Source organism: Streptomyces daliensis, from assembly GCF_054782395.1.
The window spans coordinates 1-18,255 of record NZ_BAAGSO010000106.1 but is presented as its reverse complement, the minus strand read 5'-3'; the positions used below and the strand labels follow the sequence as shown (position 1 = coordinate 18,255).

The 18,255-nt window shown below is 68.3% G+C and carries 13 protein-coding genes and 1 pseudogene; 10 read left to right on the top strand and 4 right to left on the bottom strand.

Translation table 11 applies throughout. The features are described 5' to 3' along the window. Positions 1 to 106 precede the first annotated feature (106 nt). The 6 genes from ACYVOO_RS27775 to ACYVOO_RS27750 all read left to right on the top strand — a co-directional run bounded on the left by ACYVOO_RS27775 (position 107) and on the right by ACYVOO_RS27750 (position 10,788). Complete coding sequence (locus tag ACYVOO_RS27775; protein WP_461018453.1) at positions 107 to 1,150, top strand: LacI family DNA-binding transcriptional regulator; 1,044 nt, start codon at positions 107 to 109, stop codon at positions 1,148 to 1,150. A gap of 124 nt (positions 1,151 to 1,274) precedes the next feature. Beyond that, the gene (locus tag ACYVOO_RS27770; protein ID WP_461018452.1) at positions 1,275 to 2,633 is read left to right on the top strand and encodes an ABC transporter substrate-binding protein; all 1,359 of its coding nucleotides are present in this window, start codon (positions 1,275 to 1,277) and stop codon (positions 2,631 to 2,633) included. Positions 2,634 to 2,639: 6 nt separating this feature from the next. After that, complete coding sequence (locus tag ACYVOO_RS27765; RefSeq protein ID WP_461018451.1) at positions 2,640 to 3,674, top strand: carbohydrate ABC transporter permease; 1,035 nt, start codon at positions 2,640 to 2,642, stop codon at positions 3,672 to 3,674. Beyond that, positions 3,674 to 4,630 carry a carbohydrate ABC transporter permease gene (locus ACYVOO_RS27760; protein ID WP_461018450.1) on the top strand — a complete coding sequence of 319 codons (957 nt, stop codon included), beginning with the start codon at positions 3,674 to 3,676 and terminating at the stop codon, positions 4,628 to 4,630. The genes ACYVOO_RS27765 and ACYVOO_RS27760 overlap by 1 nt, the downstream gene beginning before the upstream one ends. A gap of 103 nt (positions 4,631 to 4,733) precedes the next feature. Further along, positions 4,734 to 6,341 (top strand): glycoside hydrolase family 13 protein, encoded by a 1,608-nt coding sequence (locus ACYVOO_RS27755; protein ID WP_461018449.1) that lies wholly within the window; start codon positions 4,734 to 4,736, stop codon positions 6,339 to 6,341. A gap of 211 nt (positions 6,342 to 6,552) precedes the next feature. Next, the gene (locus tag ACYVOO_RS27750; RefSeq protein ID WP_461018769.1) at positions 6,553 to 10,788 is read left to right on the top strand and encodes a discoidin domain-containing protein; all 4,236 of its coding nucleotides are present in this window, start codon (positions 6,553 to 6,555) and stop codon (positions 10,786 to 10,788) included. A 77-nt stretch (positions 10,789 to 10,865) separates the two neighbouring features. On the opposite strand, the gene ACYVOO_RS27745 is transcribed toward ACYVOO_RS27750, so the two are convergent. Then, positions 10,866 to 11,354, bottom strand: coding sequence for an SDR family NAD(P)-dependent oxidoreductase (locus ACYVOO_RS27745; protein ID WP_461018448.1), 489 nt, complete (start codon positions 11,352 to 11,354; stop codon positions 10,866 to 10,868). On the opposite strand from ACYVOO_RS27745, the gene ACYVOO_RS27740 reads away from it, so the two are divergent. Together ACYVOO_RS27740 and ACYVOO_RS27735 are read left to right on the top strand one after the other, a co-directional pair. Continuing rightward, positions 11,353 to 11,958 (top strand): TetR/AcrR family transcriptional regulator, encoded by a 606-nt coding sequence (locus ACYVOO_RS27740; RefSeq protein WP_461018447.1) that lies wholly within the window; start codon positions 11,353 to 11,355, stop codon positions 11,956 to 11,958. The two genes, ACYVOO_RS27745 and ACYVOO_RS27740, sit on opposite strands and share 2 nt — an antisense overlap. A 34-nt stretch (positions 11,959 to 11,992) precedes the next feature. Beyond that, positions 11,993 to 12,577 carry a dihydrofolate reductase family protein gene (locus ACYVOO_RS27735; protein WP_461018446.1) on the top strand — a complete coding sequence of 195 codons (585 nt, stop codon included), beginning with the start codon at positions 11,993 to 11,995 and terminating at the stop codon, positions 12,575 to 12,577. A 15-nt stretch (positions 12,578 to 12,592) separates the two neighbouring features. On the opposite strand, the gene ACYVOO_RS27730 is transcribed toward ACYVOO_RS27735, so the two are convergent. Continuing rightward, positions 12,593 to 13,612, bottom strand: coding sequence for an alpha/beta fold hydrolase (locus ACYVOO_RS27730; RefSeq protein WP_461018445.1), 1,020 nt, complete (start codon positions 13,610 to 13,612; stop codon positions 12,593 to 12,595). A 699-nt stretch (positions 13,613 to 14,311) separates the two neighbouring features. Between ACYVOO_RS27730 and ACYVOO_RS27725 the strand changes: the two are divergent. Next, positions 14,312 to 15,214 (top strand): annotated as a pseudogene (locus ACYVOO_RS27725) (non-reducing end alpha-L-arabinofuranosidase family hydrolase); the annotation flags it as partial. Positions 15,215 to 15,376: 162 nt separating this feature from the next. Here the strand turns inward: ACYVOO_RS27725 and ACYVOO_RS27720 are convergent. Together ACYVOO_RS27720 and ACYVOO_RS27715 are read right to left on the bottom strand one after the other, a co-directional pair. Further along, positions 15,377 to 15,985 carry a YdcF family protein gene (locus ACYVOO_RS27720; RefSeq protein ID WP_461018444.1) on the bottom strand — a complete coding sequence of 203 codons (609 nt, stop codon included), beginning with the start codon at positions 15,983 to 15,985 and terminating at the stop codon, positions 15,377 to 15,379. Beyond that, positions 15,986 to 17,416 carry a hypothetical protein gene (locus ACYVOO_RS27715; RefSeq protein WP_461018443.1) on the bottom strand — a complete coding sequence of 477 codons (1,431 nt, stop codon included), beginning with the start codon at positions 17,414 to 17,416 and terminating at the stop codon, positions 15,986 to 15,988. It abuts the gene before it with no gap. A gap of 258 nt (positions 17,417 to 17,674) precedes the next feature. Here ACYVOO_RS27715 and ACYVOO_RS27710 point away from each other — a divergent pair, with 258 nt between their 5' ends. Beyond that, complete coding sequence (locus tag ACYVOO_RS27710; protein ID WP_461018442.1) at positions 17,675 to 18,103, top strand: hypothetical protein; 429 nt, start codon at positions 17,675 to 17,677, stop codon at positions 18,101 to 18,103. Positions 18,104 to 18,255 lie beyond the last annotated feature (152 nt).

The window sequence follows — 18,255 nt, the reverse complement described above, 5'->3', positions numbered from 1 at the left end:
GGGACGGACCACTCCCCCACACCCCCGTGGAACCGTCGCGCGGCGGCTTGTGCCACTTACTCAAGCCACTTAAGCCGCTTGCATCGTTTGCGTTATTCTTGCGTTCATGACGCGACGACTTGCTCAGGTGGCGAAGAAGGTCGGGGTCAGCGAGGCCACGGTCAGCCGGGTCCTCAATGGCAAGCCGGGGGTCTCCGACGCGACGCGGCAGGCCGTACTGTCGGCGCTGGACGTGCTCGGGTACGAGCGGCCGACGCAGTTGCGCGGCGAACGGGCCCGGCTCGTCGGCCTCGTCCTCCCCGAGTTGCAGAACCCGATCTTCCCCGCCTTCGCCGAGGTGATCGGCGCAGCACTCGCGCAGCAGGGCCTCACCCCCGTGCTGTGCACCCAGACCAAGGGCGGCGTCTCCGAGGCGGACTACGTGGAACTGCTGCTCCAGCAGCAGGTGTCGGGCGTGGTGTTCGCTGGCGGGCTGTTCGCGCAGGCGAGCGCGCCGCACGGCCACTACCAGCAGTTGGCCGAGCGCAAGATCCCTGCCGTCCTCATCAACGCGGCCATCGAGCACCTCGACTTCCCCTGTGTGGCCTGCGACGACGCGGTGGCCGTCGAGCAGGCGTGGCGGCACCTGGTCTCGCTCGGGCACGAGCGCATCGGCCTGGTGCTCGGCCCGTCCGACCATGTGCCCTCGCAGCGCAAGCTGGCCGCGGCTCGCGCGTGCGCGAGCGCGGGAACAGCCACGGGCGCGGGCACGGCGGCCGGGGAGCTGCCCGACGAGTACGTGGAGCGGGCCCTGTTCTCCCTCGAAGGCGGCCAGGCCGCGGCATCACGGCTGCTCGCGCGCGGCGTGACGGGCCTGGTGTGCGCCAGCGACCCGCTCGCGCTGGGCGCGGTGCGCGCCGCGCGGCGGCGGGGTCTTGACGTGCCGGGTGACGTGTCGGTCGTCGGCTATGACGACTCGGCCTTCATGAGCTGCACCGAGCCGCCGCTGACCACCGTGCACCAGCCCATCGAGGCGATGGGACGGGCCGCGGTGGAGATGCTGACGGCGCAGATCCAGGGCGGTTCGGTGCCGCCGGGCGAGCTGCTCTTCGAGCCGGAACTGGTGGTGCGCGGCTCTACGGCACAGGTCTCGCGGAACTCTCTCAGGTAGTTGTCAGGCAATTTCACTTCTCGCGCGACATCTTGCGCTCCTCTGTGGGCGGTGCTTGAGTGTGGCCCGCCACACAGCGTTGGGCTGTGGGCTTCCCACGCTCCTGCCCAAGAGGGGTCCACCGATGAGAAGCTCCGGGTTCGGCCGTACGCGTATCGCCCTCGTCCCGCTGACCGCGTCCGCGCTGGTGCTGGCCCTCGCCGGGTGCGGCGCCGGCGGTGACGACGCGGCAGGGGGCAAGACCCGTATCACCGCCAACTGCATGCCGCCCAAGAGCGCCAAGACCGACCGGAAGATCTTCGAGCAGGACGTCGCGCGGTTCGAGAAGCTGAACCCGGACATCGACGTCACCGTCCACGACGCCTTCCCCTGCCAGGACCCCAAGACCTTCGAGGCGAAGCTGTCCGGCGGGCAGATGGAGGACGTCTTCTACACGTACTTCACCGACGCCGAGCACGTCGTGGACATCAACCAGGCCGCCGATCTGACCCCGTACCTCAAGGAGCTGAAGGGGTACGAGGACATCCAGCGGCAGCTCAAGGACATCTACACGGTCGACGGCAAGGTCTACGGCATCCCCCGCACCAACTACTCGATGGGCCTGCTCTACAACCGCGAGCTGTTCGAGAAGGCCGGGCTCGACCCCGACGAGCCCCCCGCCACCTGGGAAGAGGTCAGGGCGGCCGCCAAGAAGATCGCGGCGCTCGGCGAGGACTACGTCGGCTACGCCGACTACAGCGCCCAGAACCAGGGCGGCTGGCACTTCACGGCGGGGGTCTACGCACAGGGCGGCGACGTCGTCAGCGAGGACGGCAAGAAGGCCACCGTCAACACCCCCGAGGGCAAGGCGTGGCTCCAGAACCTCAAGGACATGCGCTGGCGCGACGACTCCATGGGCAGCAAGCAGTTGCTCATCATCAACGACGTCCAGCAGATGATGGGCTCGGGCAAGCTCGGCATGTACCTCGCGGCGCCCGACAACATCCCACTGATCGTCAAGCAGTTCAAGGGCTCGTACAAGGACCTGGCGCTGGCGCCCATGCCCGGCGGTGAGGGCACGCTCATCGGCGGCGACGGCTACATGTTCAACAAGAAAGCCAGCCCGGAGCAGATCCGCGCGGGCCTGAAGTGGCTCGACCACATGTTCCTGACCCCCGGACAGGGCTTCCTCGGTGACTACGAGCGTGCCGCGAAGCTCAAGACGCCCGTCGGCCTGCCCGAGCCGCGGCTGTGGACCGGCGAGAGCGACGCCAAGGACCAGGAGATCAAGAAGAAGTACGCCAACGTGCCGGTCGGCAACTACCGCTCGTTCACCGAGGGCAACCAGGACCTGACGATGAAGATCGAGCCGCCCAAGGCACAGCAGATCTACTCCGTCCTCGACGGCGCCGTCTCCGCTGTCCTCACCAAGGAGGACGCGGACATCGACGCGCTGCTCAAAGAAGCGGACAGCAAGATCGACGGCGTGCTGGCCAGGGGCTGAGGCCGGATGAGGACCGTCCAGAGAGGGGCGGCGTCGCCCGCCTCCACGGCCCCGTCGACGTCCCCGCTGTCCGGTGCCCCGGCCGCCCCGCGCGCAGGCCACGGGGGCGGGCCCGCGAACAGCCACCGGCACCGTCCCGGAACCGGCCCCGGCGGGCGACGCGCGCGGCTGCGCCGCAGGCTCGGCGACCAGGCCAGGGCGTACGCCTTCCTGGCGGGCGGCCTGCTCTGCTTCGCGCTGTTCTCCTGGTACCCGGCGATCCGCGCCGTGGTCATCGCCTTCCAGAAGTACACCCCGGGCGCGGCCCCCGAGTGGGTCGGCACCGCCAACTTCACCCGCGTCTTCCAGGACCCCGAGTTCGCCGCCGCCTGGCGCAACACCCTCACCTTCACGCTGCTCGCGCTGCTGATCGGGTTCGCCGTGCCGTTCCTCATGGCGCTGGTGCTCAACGAACTGCGGCACGCCAGGGCGTTCTTCCGCGTCGTGGTCTATCTGCCCGTCATGATCCCGCCCGTGGTCAGCGCGCTGCTGTGGAAGTGGTTCTACGATCCGGGTGCGGGGCTGGCCAACGAGGCGCTGCGCTTCCTGCACCTGCCGACGTCGAACTGGTCCAACGGCGCCGACACCGCGCTCGTCTCCCTCGTCATCGTCGCGACGTGGGCCAACATGGGCGGCACCGTCCTCATCTACCTCGCCGCGCTCCAGGGCATACCAGGGGAGCTGTACGAGGCGGCCGAGCTGGACGGTGCGAACATCTGGCAGCGCATACGGCACGTCACCGTCCCGCAGACCCGCTTCATCATCCTCATGCTGATGCTGCTTCAGATCATCGCGACGATGCAGATCTTCACCGAGCCGTTCGTGATCACGGGCGGCGGCCCGGAGAACTCGACGGTCACCGTGCTCTACCTCATCTACAAGTACGCCTTCCTCTACAACGACTTCGGCGGCGCCTGCGCGCTCAGCGTGCTGCTGCTCGCCCTGCTCAGCGCCTTCTCCGCGCTCTATCTGCGGTTCACCAGATCAGGAGACCCGGACTGATGAGTGCCAGAACCAGAGTCGCAACCAGAACCAGAACCGGAGCAGGAACCAGAACCGGAACCAGCGCCCAGGACCGGGCCCGTGCCGTGCGCACCCTCGTCTCGCCGCTCGCCCTCGCGAGCCGCCGGGGCAGGGCCGCCTACTGGAGCGTGTTCAGCGGCGTCGTCCTCGCCTTCGGGCTGGCCTTCCTCTTCCCCGTCTACTGGATGGTCTCCGGCGCGACGAAGCACCCGGACGAGCTGGTGCGCACGCCGCCGACGCTGTTCCCGGAGAAGTTCGACCCCGCCAACTACGCGGACGCGTGGGCCAGCATGGGCCTGGCCAGGCACCTCACCAACACGGTGTTCCAGGCGTCGGGCGCGTGGCTGCTCCAGCTCGTCTTCTGCACGGCCGCCGCCTACGCGCTCTCCAGGCTGAAGCCCGCCTTCTCCAAGGTCATCCTCGGCGGCATCCTGGCCACGCTGATGGTTCCGGCCCAGGCGCTGGTCGTACCGAAGTATCTGACGGTCGCCGAGCTGCCGCTCATCCACACCAACCTGCTCAACGACCCGCTGGCGATCTGGCTGCCCGCCGTCGCCAACGCCTTCAACCTCTACCTGCTCAAGCGCTTCTTCGACCAGTTGCCCCGCGATGTGCTGGAGGCCGCCGAGATCGACGGCGCGGGCAGACTGCGGACGCTCTGGTCGATCGTGCTGCCCATGTCGCGCCCCGTGCTCGGCGTGGTGTCCATCTTCGCGCTGGTCGCGGTCTGGCAGGACTTCCTCTGGCCGCTGATGGTCTTCTCCGACACCACCAAGCTGCCGATCAGCGTCGCGCTCGTCCAGCAGGCGCAGGCCATGCCGCTCAGCCAGCTCATCGCCGCCATGGTCATCGCCAGCGTCCCGATGGTCACGCTGTTCCTCGTCTTCCAGCGGCACATCATCGCGGGCATCGGCGCCGGAGCCACCAAGGGCTGAGCCCTTCCCCCGTCGCACCGTCCCGCTCCACACCGCACGTCCCACCCTCCCCCGGCGAGCACAGGCCGCGGGGCCCACCGCCCACGCCCGAAAGGACCCACACGTGGCAGCGAACCGTCCGGCAGAGGCCACCGACGACTGGTGGCGTTCGGCCGCCATCTACCAGGTGTACGTCCGCAGCTTTGCCGACGGTGACGGCGACGGCACCGGCGACCTCGCGGGCGTACGGGCGAAGCTCCCCTACCTCGCCGAACTGGGCGTCGATGCGCTGTGGTTCACGCCCTGGTACCTCTCACCGCTCGCCGACGGCGGCTACGACGTGGCCGACTACCGCACCATCGACCCCGCCTTCGGTACCCTCGCCGAGGCGGAGAAGCTGATCGCCGAGGCACGGCAGCTCGGCATCCGCAGCATCGTCGACATCGTCCCCAACCACGTCTCAGACCAGCACCCCTGGTTCCGTGCCGCGCTAACCGCCGGGCCCGGCAGCCCCGAGCGCGAGCTGTTCCACTTCAGGGCCGGGCGCGGGGAGCACGGCGAGCTGCCGCCCAACGACTGGCCCTCGCAGTTCGGCGGCGAGACGTGGACCCGGGTGCCCGACGGCGAGTGGTACCTGCACCTGTTCACCCCGCAGCAGCCCGACCTGAACTGGGCGCACCCCGCCGTGCGCGAGGAGCACGAGGATGTACTGCGGTTCTGGTTCGAGCGCGGCGCGGCGGGCGTACGTATCGACTCGGCGGCGCTGCCCGCCAAGGACCCCGCACTGCCCGACTTCACCGAAGGCAGGGATCCGCACCCCTACATAGACCGCGACGAACTGCACGACATCTACCGCTCGTGGCGTGCCATCGCCGACGAGTTCGGCGGCATCTTCGTCGGCGAGGTGTGGCTGCCCGATGCGGAGCGCTTCGCCCGCTACCTGCGCCCCGACGAGCTGCACACCGCCTTCAACTTCGCGTTCATGAGCTGCCCTTGGGACCCGGCGAGGCTGCGTGCCGCCATCGACGACACCCTCGCCGAGCACGCCCCCGTCGGCGCCCCGGCCACCTGGGTGCTGTGCAACCACGACGTGACACGCACCGTCACCCGCTACGGCCGCGCCGACACCGGCTTCGACTTCGCGGCCAAGGAGTTCGGCACCCCCACCGACCTGGCGCTCGGCACCCGCAGGGCACGTGCGGCGGCGCTGCTCTCCCTCGCCCTCCCCGGCTCCGTCTACCTCTACCAGGGCGAGGAGCTGGGCCTGCCCGAGGCCGACATCCCCCGCGACCGCATCCAGGACCCGATGCACTTCCGCACCGGAGGCACCGACCCGGGACGCGACGGCTGCCGGGTGCCGCTGCCCTGGAACGAGGGCGCGCCCTGGTCCGGGTTCGGCTCGACGGACGAGCCGTGGCTGCCGCAGCCCGAGGACTGGCCGTCCTACGCCGCCGACCGGCAGGCCGCCGACCCCGGCTCGATGCTGAGCCTGTACCGCGCGGCCCTGCGCATCCGGCGCACGGAACCGGGCTTCGGGGACGGGCCGCTGCGCTGGCTCCCCGCCGAGCGGGGCGTCCTCTCCTTCACCCGTACCGAAGGGCTCGTCTGCGTCGTCAACCTCGCCGACGAGCCCGCCGCGCTCCCCGGCCACACCGGCGTTCTGCTCACGAGCGGCCCCCTGGACGAGGACGGCCGCCTCCCCCGGGACACGGCGGCCTGGCTCCGCGCCTGACGCGTCCCGCCGGGAACTCGCCGGGACCGGCCGGACCGCCGGGACGCCCCCCGTACAGCACGGATCACTCCCGCACGGCGAACAGGAGGAGAGACAGATGCGAAGACGACCAACGAGCGGACCTCCCCCGGAACGACAACGGCCGGGTGAACGGCTCCGGCGGTCCCCGGGAGTACGGCGGCGGGCGGCTGCCGTACTCGTCGCGCTGAGCATGGCCCTGCTCTGCGTGCCCGCGCTCACCGCCTCTGCCGTGGGCGGGCCCGACCTCGCGGCGGGCAAGAAGGCGTCGGCGAGCAGCTCCGAGAGCGCACACGGCGCCGCGCACATCACCGACGGCGACCCGTCGACGTACTGGGAGGGCGGGGGCGGCGGCTTCCCGCAGTGGGTGCAGGCCGACCTCGCCCGTAGCACCCGCGTGGACGAGGTCGTCCTCAAGCTCCCGCCGGGCTGGGAGGCGCGGAAGCAGACCCTCTCCGTGCAGGGCAGCGCCGACGGGACGAGCTTCACGACCCTCGACGCCTCGGCTGAGCGCTCCTTCACCCCCGGTGCGGCCAATACCGTGAAGGTGTCCTTCCCCGCGGCCCAGACCCGCTTCGTACGGCTGAACATCACGGCCAACACGGGCTGGAAGGCGGGGCAGCTCGCCGAGCTGGAGGTGCACGGGGCCGGGGAGTCCACGGCGAACCTCGCCGAGGGCAAGAAGCTCACGGCCAGCAGCGTCACCCAGACCTATGCGGCGGCCAACGCGGGCGACGGCGACCGGAAGAGCTACTGGGAGAGCGAGAACGGTGACCTCCCCCAGTGGATCCAGGCCGACCTCGGTGCCTCGGTGCGCGTGGACCGCGTCACCCTGCGGCTGCCCGCACACTGGGAGAGCCGCGAGCAGACGCTGAAGCTCCAGGGCAGCCAGAACGGGGAGACGTTCACGGATCTGTCGGCCTCGAAGGCATACACCTTCGAGCCCTCGAACGAGGGAACGGTGACGATCCCCTTCGACACCACCACGACGCGCTACGTGCGCGTGCAGGTCAGCGCCAACACCGTCCAGCACGCCGGGCAGCTCGCCGAGCTGGAGGTCTACGGCCCGACGGGCGGCGACACCCAGGCGCCCAGCGCGCCCGCGAAGCTGGCGTACACCGAGCCGTCCGACGGGCAGATCAGGCTCACCTGGGAGGCCGCCACCGACAATGTGAAGGTCACGGGCTACGACATCTACGCCAACGGCGAGCTGCGCACCAGCGTGGGCGGCGATGTCACCACGTACACCGACACCCAGCCGAAGGGCACCACCGTCTCCTACCACGTACGGGCCAGGGACGCGGCGGGCAACGTCTCCCCCGACAGCAACACCGTCACCCGCGAGGGCTCGGGCGGTGACACGCAGGCACCCACCGCACCCTCGGGGCTGACCCTCAGCGAACCGGCCGCCGGGCAGATCAAGCTGAGCTGGCAGCCGTCGAGCGACAACGTGAAGGTCACCGGCTACGACATCTACGCGCACAACAAACTGCTCAAGAGTGTCGCGGGCGAGGTGACGACGTACACCGACACCACCCAGCCGGCGGGCACCACCGTCTCCTACCACGTGCGCGCCAAGGACGCGGCGGGCAACGTCTCCCCCGAGAGCAACACCGTCACCCGCACCGGGTCCTCAGGCGAGGGTTCCAACCTGGCCGTCGGCAAGCCGATCACGGCGTCGTCGTACGTGCACACCTACGTCGCGTCGAACGCGAACGACAACAGCACCTCGACGTACTGGGAGGGAGCGGGCGGCAGCTATCCGCAGACGCTCACCGTGAAGCTGGGCGCCAACGCGGACGTCAGCGAACTGGTGCTCAAGCTGAACCCGGACAGTGCCTGGGGCGACCGCACCCAGACGATCCAGGTGCTGGGCCGCGAGCAGAAGGCGTCCACGTACAGCGGCCTGGTGGCCGCGAGGGAGTACGCGTTCAAGCCGTCCAGCGGGAACACCGTTACGGTTCCCGTCGGGGCGCGGGTCGCCGACGTGCAGTTGAAGTTCACCGCGAACAGCGGGGCACCGGCAGGGCAGATCGCGGAGTTCCAGGTCAACGGCGTGGCCGCGCCCAACCCCGATCTGGAGATCACCGGTCTGACCGCCTCGCCCTCGGCACCCGTCGAGACGGACAAGGTGACCCTGTCGGCCACGGTGCGCAACAGCGGCACCGAGGCGTCCCCGGCGACCGATGTCGCCTTCCGGCTCGGCGACACCAAGGTCGGCACCGCTTCGGTGGGCGCGCTGGCCGCCGGTGCGTCGGCGACCGTCAGCAAGGAGATCGGCGAGCGGGAGGCGGGCAGTTACGCGCTGAGCGCCGTCGTGGACGAGGCGGAGGAGGTCATCGAGCAGAACGACACCAACAACACCTACACCAGCCCCGATCCGCTGGTCGTCAAGCCCGTCTCCAGCTCCGACCTGGTCCCCCAGGTGAGCTGGTCGCCGGGTTCGCCGTCGAGCGGTGACACCGTCACCTTCTCCGTCGCGCTGAAGAACCAGGGCACACGTGCCTCGGCCGACGGGGCACACGGCATCTCCCTGGAGGTGTTCGACGACAAGGGCCAGAGCGTGCGCACCCTCACCGGCTCCCACACGGGCACGATCGGCGAGGGCAGCACAACGGAGCCGGTGCGGCTGGGCACATGGACGGCGGCCAACGGCAAGTTCTCGGTGAAGACGGTCGTCGCGGACGACGCCAACGAACTGCCGGTCAAGCGGGAGAACAACACCCGCACCGAGTCCCTCTTCGTGGGGCGCGGCGCCGACATGCCGTACGACACATACGAGGCGGAGGACGGCGCGACGGGCGGCGGCGCGAAGGTCGTCGGGCCCAACCGCACCGTCGGCGATGTCGCGGGCGAGGCGTCCGGGCGCAAGGCGGTGACACTGAACAACACCGGAGAGTCGGTGGAGTTCACGGCCAAGGCCGCCACGAACACGCTGGTCACCCGCTACTCCATCCCGGACGCTCCGGGCGGCGGCGGCATCGACGCGACGCTGAACGTCTACGTCGACGGCACGTTCCTCAAGTCCATCGACCTCACCTCCAAGTACGCCTGGCTGTACGGGGCCGAGGCCGGTCCGGGCAACTCACCGAGCGCGGGCCCGGCACGGCACATCTACGACGAGGCCAACGTCAAGCTGGGCAAAACCGTCCCGGCGGGCAGCAAGATCAAGCTCCAGAAGGACAGCGCCAACACCTCGAAGTACGCGATCGACTTCGTCAGCCTGGAACAGGCCACGCAGAACCCCAACCCGGACCCCGCCGCGTACGCGGTCCCGGCCGGGTTCAGCCACCAGGACGTGCAGAACGCGCTGGACCGGGTGCGGATGGACACCACGGGGAAGCTCGTCGGGGTGTACCTGCCCGCGGGCGACTACCAGACGTCCAGCAAGTTCCAGGTCTACGGAAAGGCCGTGAAGGTGGTGGGCGCCGGACCGTGGTACACCCGCTTCCACGCCCCGTCGGGCCAGGAGAACACCGACATCGGCTTCCGCGCCGACAACACGGCGAAGGGGTCCTCGTTCTCGGACTTCGCCTACTTCGGCAACTACACCTCACGCATCGACGGCCCGGGGAAGGTCTTCGACTTCTCCAACGTCTCCGACATCGTCATCGACAACGTGTGGAACGAGCACATGGTGTGCCTCTACTGGGGCGCGAACACCGACAAGGTGACGATCAAGAACTCCCGTATCCGCAACATGTTCGCCGACGGCATCAACATGACGAACGGCAGCACCGACAACCTCGTCTCCAACAACGAGGCGCGGGCCACGGGTGACGACAGCTTCGCGCTCTTCTCGGCGATCGACGCGGGAGGGGCCGACATGAAGGACAACGTCTACGAGAACCTGACGTCGGTCCTGACCTGGCGCGCGGCGGGTGTGGCCGTCTACGGCGGCTACAACAACACCTTCCGCAACATCCATATCGCGGACACGCTGGTGTACTCCGGAATCACCATCAGCTCACTGGACTTCGGCTACCCGATGAACGGCTTCGGTACCGATCCGACGACCTTCGACAACATCTCGATCGTCAGAGCGGGCGGCCATTTCTGGGGCTCCCAGACCTTCCCCGGGATCTGGTGCTTCTCGGCCTCGAAGGTGTTCCAGGGCATCCGCGTCAACAACGTGGACATCGTCGATCCGACGTACCACGGCGTCATGTTCCAGACCAACTACGTGGGAGGGCAACCGCAGTTCCCCGTCAAGGACACGGTGTTCAGTGACATCTCCATCACCGGAGCGCGCAAGAGCGGCGACGCGTACGACGCCAAGTCCGGCTTCGGCATCTGGGCCAACGAGATGCCCGAGGCGGGGCAGGGCCCGGCGGTGGGCGAGGTCACCTTCAACGGCCTCCGCATGAGCGGCAACGCACAGGACGTCAAGAACACCACCTCCACCTTCAAAATCACCATCAACCCGTGAGCACGTAGCGCGCTCCGCACGACAGCACCCCGCCGCCCGGTCCCCGCGAAGGGGCCGGGCGGCGGTGTGCGCCCGGGTCAACGAGGGTGCGAGGCGGAGTTCGCGGCGGAGTGCGAGGCGGGGCGCTCCGAGGCTCCCTTCGGGGAGTGGCGGCGCAGGTTGGCGGCCAGGACGCGGTCGAGCGCGCGGTCGGGCAGCAGCGGGCCCAGGCGCATGATCAGGGCGGCGTCCCGGCCCGCGGTGTAGCGGGTGCGTGGCCGACGGGCCGTCACGGCCTTCACGATGACCCGCGCTGCGGCGTCGGCGGTCAGCCCCGACGCGGTGCCCGAGGCCATCAGCTCGTTGTTCGCCCGGACCAGACCGCCGTAGCGCTCGTGCTGCTCCGGTGTCATCCGGGCCGCCAGGTCGTTCGCCGTCGCGGCCCCTCGGGCGGCGATCTCCGTGCGGACGCCGCCGGGCTCGACCACGACCACCTGTACGCCCAGCGGCCCCACCTCACGGCGGAGCGAGTCGCTGACGGCCTCCAGGGCGAACTTCGCGCCCGCGTAAGCACCGTATGTGGCCATGGCGTACTTGCCGCCGCCCCTGCGCGAGGTGGGCGCGCGGGCAGGCGTGAGCCGGGGGGCGCCGTACCGGCACTTCACGGGCAAGGACAGCCTGCTGACAGCCGTCGCGACCGAGAGCTGGGAGCGGATCGCCGACCAGGTCCACGCCCTGCGTGCCGACACCGCCCTGTCGGCCGCCGAGAGGCTGCGCGGCGCTCTCCGGATCCTCATCGGCGTCGGCCGGGACCAACCGCACCTGTACCAGATGCTGTTCAGGCGCCCGGGACACCGCCCCGAAGAACTCGGCGAAGGACTCGGCCGCGTCCGCCGTCAGTTGTGCGGCCCGGCGGACGACCCGACCGCGGACCGCGCCCGCGCGGCCGGGCGCTTCCAGGACGAGTTCCTGGCCATCGTCACCGGCCTCGTCGGGGAGCGGAACGCACCGCACTACGGCGCGCTGCTGCTCGCCGGCGCCCACGGCATCGCGGACATGGAGCTGAGCGGCCACCTCGGCACCGACAAGATGCGCACCACTCCCGACGAGCTGGTCGACACCCTCGTCCGCATGGTCACGGACACCGGCGGCAGGCGACAGGCGGCATCCTCCGGAGGCGAAGCTCTCTAATATGGAGCCACGACAACAGCACAGGGGGCCCGGCTTGCGAAAGCTCAGCTACTTCATCGCCGCTTCGATCGACGGGTTCATCGGCGACCCGGACGGCGACGCGGAGTTCTTCACCCAGTACGTGGACGAGGAGTTCTTCGGGTTCCTCACCTCCGAGTATCCGGAGACCCTGCCCACTCACGGACGGCAGCCACTGGGCATCGACGAGCTGGAGAACAAGCGGTTCGACACGATCATCCAGGGGCGGGCCAGCTACGACCTGGCCCTCGGTATCGGCGTCACCAGCCCGTACGCGCACCTGCGCCAGTACGTGGCCTCGCACACCCTCAAGGAGTCACCGGACCCGGCGGTGGAGATCGTCTCCGGTGACGTGGCCGCGAAGGTGCGCGAGCTGAAGGCCGAGGAGGGCGAACTCGGCATCTACCTGTGCGGCGGCTCCCGCCTCGCGGGCGAACTGCGCGACGAGGTGGACGAACTCGTCATCAAGACCTACCCGCTGATCCTCGGCTCCGGCCTGCCCATGTTCACCTCGCCCTTCCGCCTCGACCGCTTCACCCTCGGCTCCGTCCGCACCTTCGGCAACGGTGTGACGGTGCGGACGTACGGGCGGGAGCGCTGACGGGGCCCGGTTCCGTCAGGTCGCGCTGCGCTCGCTCGTCTCGCGCAGATCACGTTCGACGGCGCGGTTGTACGCGTCGTCGGGCCGCCCCGCCGCCGTGCCGGGGCGGCCAGCGCGCAGCAGTTCCTGCCAGCGCTCCGCGCTCCAGTCGGCGGCGTCGGTCGTATCGACGAAATCCTCGACGAGGGCGAGAAAACCCGCCGGGTCGGTGTGGAAGGGGAAGTGGCCCACCCCGTCGAAGATCTCCAGCCTGCTGCCGGGCATCGCCGCGTGCGCGCTGTACGCGTGACGTACGGGCACCACGCTGTCCCGCGAGCCCCACAGCAGCATCGTGGGCATCCCCTCGGCCAGATAGCAGCGGTCGAGCATGGTCACGACCTGCCCGCGCCAGTCGACCACGGCGCGCAGCGTGCGGATGAAGGCGCTGCGCGCCGAGGCGTCGGGCAGTGCGTCCACGAGGTTGAGCAGGTCGGGCGCGTCCTGTCCGAGATCGGTGTCGAGCAGCCGCGTCAGCCAGGCGAACGCCCGGGTCTGCCAGCGCATCCCCGGCAGCGTGAGTGCCGACAGCAGCAGATCGGCGCCCGGCAGGGAGACCGCGCGCAGCGCGGGGTTGACCTCGACGCCCACCCCGCCGGTACTGACGAGCACCAGCCGCTCGGTGCGCTCGGGGAACTGGTAGGCGAACTGCATCGCGACACCGCCGCCCAGTGAGTGCCCGACCAGCGTCGCGCGGTCGATCCCGAGGGCCCCGAGCAGGTCGCGGAGCCCGTTCGCGTAGGCGGCGACGGAGTAGTCGGCGCGGGGCTTGTCGGAGGCGCCGTGCCCCAGCAGGTCGGGGGCGACGACGGTGTGCCGTCTGGCCAGCCCTGGGATGACGCCGGTCCAGGTCGCCGAGGAGTCGCCGATGCCGTGGAGGAGCACCATCGCGGGCCCCTCCCCCGCCGTGCGGTACGCGCGGCGGTAGCCGTGCACCACCCGGTGCCGCAGCCGGACGTCTCCTTCGGCCACCGGCCGCAGTTGCCCCGCTCTCGGCACGGACCCCACTCTGGTCGCCTCCCGGCTCGGCTCCCCGGCCGCCTGATCGCCCGGGCACACCCCTGACACGCCCCTGATCCGAGCGTAGGACGCTGTCCGGACACGAGGGGTTTCCACCGGGTTTCGCCCGGGATACGGCCGCGAAGGGCGGGCCGTGGAGGTCACGGGTGACGCCTGTGCCACGTCGCGAACCGCGAACACGGCCACGGGCACTCCGCGTACGCGCGCTCAAGCCTCGCAGGCGGGCGCCCGGAGGCGCGGTCGGACTCGGGCGGACTCGGGCGGGCTCAGGCGGACTCGGGCGGACTCGGGCGCCGATGCGTCGCCGCCCGCGAATTCCGCGAGAGGCATTGACGCCGTTCGCCGGTTCCCTATCATCCAGATTGCTCGACACTTCGACACATGTTCGATATGACGAACATGTGTCGAAGTTGCTTCACCCGCACAACAGGGCATCGTCGGCTCACACCGCCCGCATCAAGGACCCCACCGCCACGGTCCAATTCGGCATCGCCAGTCCGGACAGCCTTTGGCAGGGCCGACCGGAACCGCTCACTCAAGAAGCAAGAGGTCCTCATGCGCAGAAGAAGTCTCCGCCGCAAAGCTCTTCCAGGGGTGCTCGCCGCCGTGGTGACGGCCCTGGTCTCGTTAGCCGCGATGCTCGTCGCCAACAATCCGGCCCAGGCGTCCACCACCGCGTGCTCCCTCCCGTCGACGTACAGGTGGTCGTCGACGGGTGTGCTGGCGCAGCCCGCGAACGGGTGGGTCTCCCTGAAGGACTTCACCAGTGTGATGTACAACGGCAAACGCCTGGTCTACGCGTCCAACGTGTCGGGATCGTCCTACGGTTCGATGCGGTTCGCCCCCTTCAGCAACTGGTCGGACATGGCGTCGGCCAACCAGGCCGGAATGAACCAGGCCGCGGTGGCGCCCACGCTGTTCTACTTCGCGCCCAAGAACATCTGGGTGCTGGCGTACCAGTGGGGTGCGTGGCCGTTCATCTACCGCACGTCGAGCGACCCCACCAACCCCAACGGCTGGTCGTCGCCGCAGCCGCTGTTCACCGGCAGCATCTCCGGCTCCGACACCGGCCCGATCGACCAGACCCTGATCGCCGACGGCCAGAACATGTACCTGTTCTTCGCCGGTGACAACGGCAAGATCTACCGGGCGAGCATGCCCATCGGGAACTTCCCGGGCAGCTTCGGCTCCTCGTACACGACGGTCATGAGCGACACGAAGGCCAACCTCTTCGAGGGCGTACAGGTCTACAAGCTCCAGGGCCAGAACAAGTACCTCATGATCGTCGAGGCCATGGGCGCGAACGGGCGCTACTTCCGCTCCTTCACCGCCTCCAGCCTGAACGGCTCGTGGACCCCGCAGGCCGCGAGCGAGAGCAACCCCTTCGCGGGCAAGGCCAACAGCGGCGCCACCTGGACCAACGACATCAGCCACGGCGACCTCGTCCGCAACAACCCCGACCAGACCATGACCATCGACCCCTGCAACCTCCAGTTCCTCTACCAGGGCAAGTCCCCCTCGGCCGGGGGCCCCTACGACCAACTCCCCTGGCGCCCTGGCCTCCTCACCCTGCAACGCTGATCCGTCTGACGCCTGACGCCTGACGCCTGATCCACGGTGACCGCACATCGGCTGGGCGCGGGCTGCCCGCGCCCAGCCGAGACCGAGGCCTACGGAACCTCGACACGGAGCTGGGACGGCCCTCCGGTGCCAGCGAGGTACCGCTCGGCCCGACCCGAGAGTTCAGCAGCGCCAGGCACCTGCAACACGGTTTGCCGCGCGGAAGCTGCCGTCGTCTACGCCGCGTGACACTTCCTCCCGTTCGCGGAGAACCCTGCGCTTGCCGTCCGGGATAAATGGCCAATCAGCCCGTGTAACTGGCTTGCCCGCATAAACGGGTTCCCAGGAGACTCCGTAGAACGGACCAATATCGGGCAGCAGGGTTGCGAGGGCATGAAGAGTGCGACGGTGGTACCACTTGCTGACAGCCGTGATCTTCAACCCGCGCTGTAGAGCTTCACGCAGGAACGGTAGGGAGAACTCGACGTTCTGCCATGTGTTGGCAGACGTATCCTCATATCGGATAGCCGTGTCGGGAACACCACGTTCAATGAGCAGTCTGTGAAATTCTCGCCCTTCTACAACCCCGTTGTGGCGGTTGACGCCGCCGGTCGCGATAATCAGGGGTGCCAGCCCTTGATGGTATCGCGCAGCCACAATCTCAATGGGCTGAGCCTGGCAGGTTCCGAAGATAAGGTGCGCGGTTGGTTCACCTTCAGGCGGCAGCGCTTCGATATCCACGAATGCCGTGAACTCATCAATTTGCTCGCTAGTGAGGTCTTCGTCGATCATTTAACCCTCGGGAGATTGAGTTGGCTGAGGATGGCCGCCGATCATACTGTGGGCCACATCCAGATACCGGGCGTGAAATTCCTGCGCTTGGGAAGCATTGCTGAAGTCACGTTCGAGTGTCTGATTGAGTTTGTCGGCGAGAGCCAAGGTCGGCCATGTGGGATTACCGGCCAGGGCGGCATGGCCAGCAGAAACTGCTTCATCGAGGTTGCCGGTTCCGGCTTGCGCGAGCGCAAGAATAAGCAGTGCTCGCGAATAGCCGGACGGATTCTCTCCGCGTTGACGCGCCTCGGACTGGTAGACGGTCTGGATTACCCGGCCTGTCGCAGAAACAGACTCTCGAAAACGACCGAGCAGCATCAAGGACGTTGCAGTGTACGGTGGCTCTTCTCCCGGAGGAATCGAGAAAGCACCAATCGTCTTGCTATCAGAAGGAAGTTTCGCCATTGCCTTCGCGGCGTGCTTCCTGGCCTCTTCCGTCCGGTGAGCGTCACCCGTCATCGCTGCCGCCCGCATTTCCTGTGCGGCTAGCTTGGCATGGGCCGCTGTGCCCATCTCAGTGGAATTCTTCCCCTGAGAAGCCAATATCACAGACTGCTGCGGTCGCCCCTGGTAGAAGGAAATCATGGACCTCGTCAGGATGCCCCATCCGGCCAGCTCCGGGTGTCCCTCGTCCTGGCTCCGGCGCTCAGCGTCGGCGCACCAGACATGTGCCGCTGCGTGTGCCCCCATGTCGCTTGCAGCGATTCCGAGCAGACAAGACAACCAACCGATAGCTAGGTGAATATCTTTGCGCTGCCGAAGAGCTGCTGAACGGTTGAGAATTCCGCTTGCATACGACCTGACCTGGAGAATTTCATCGTACACAACTTCCGAGGATGTGGCGCAAACCGTCAAGGCGTAGTGTTCGATAATTCCGCCAAGACTTTCCGCAAGCGCGCTGGGGCTATCGGCATTGACTACATCTAAAGCTTCAATGACACGTTCGCCTCGGCCCAACTGGCTGGCTGCCAGTGCAGCAGTGCCGAAAGAGACGAATCCGCGCCTGTCCACAGAGTTCACCTCCTCTTTTTGCGGCATATAAGAATGGTTGAGAGGAGCATCGGCAGCACTTAAGTCGGAACTCTCCCATGGTCGAACCGGTAGCCCCAACATTGCACCAGGAATGCCGAAACCATCAGCGATACGCTGGATGACTTCCTGGCTACGGATACGTCGAACTCCTCGGATCACGTCACCGATACGCGAGCTAGTCATCTTTCCAATGGCTGCTGCCATGACCGCATAACTTGAGCCTGTGCGCCTGTTCACCAGGCGAAAAATTTCCTGAAAGTTCTGTGTGGCACAAGCGCGCCGCATGGGCTCACTGTTGAGCAACTCGTCAGGAAGTGTTAGCGGATAGCCGTCTCGTCGCGCAACTCGTTCGTCCATGGCCACCTACCAGGGCGGGAGTGATATTCCTCAAGCGTACCCCGCTGGCCGCACGGGGTACCCCAAAACCGCGCCAGGGGTACCCCGTGCGCGGTTCTCTCAAGGTATGGCCGTCCTGATGCTCGTAGGACACATCCGCATCACAGCGAGGTGCCCCCGCGACCGTGGCATCGGTCCGGGGGCGTGGCCAACGCTATTGAGGAGCGTCAACATGCCGAAGGCTAATACCCCGTCCGACTCTGTTGCAGGAGCGGGCCGGTGAGCATTGTGACGAGCACTCCGTCGTGGGCTCCGCCTTCTGGGGTTGCTTCCAAGCTGGAGCCTGCGGGAGTCCACTGGGACGCCTGCCAGTTGCCTGCGTATCTGGGGGACCGGGTCCTGGTCCGGCTCGGGAGGGAGTCGGGGGCGGTCATCCGGGACCCGTACGGGCACCGGATGACGTGGCTGGTGCCGCCCGGTGCGACGCGGGGGTGGGTGGTGCCGGAGACCTCGTGGGTGCAACTGCTCAGCACTACGCAGCACGTGACGGTTCCGCCCGGCTGGTGCACGCGATCGGGCTTCACACACTGGGTACGGGGCTGGGCCGAGCACGGGCTCACCGACGCACGACTGCTGTACGTGGTGCTCGACGCCGTCATCCGCGCCGAGCACGGGCCCCGCGACAACGAGGACGGGGCCGGGCAGTGAGGCCGGAGATTCCGCCCGGACGGATGCGCTGGGAGATGCGGCCCGCCGGACGCGACTGGGACGCGGTGCGCGTGCGCCGTGAGGCGCTGATTTTCCGAGTGGAGGTGAGAGACCTTCGCCGCTGTGCTGTCGCAGCAGTGCGGTGAAGCTGA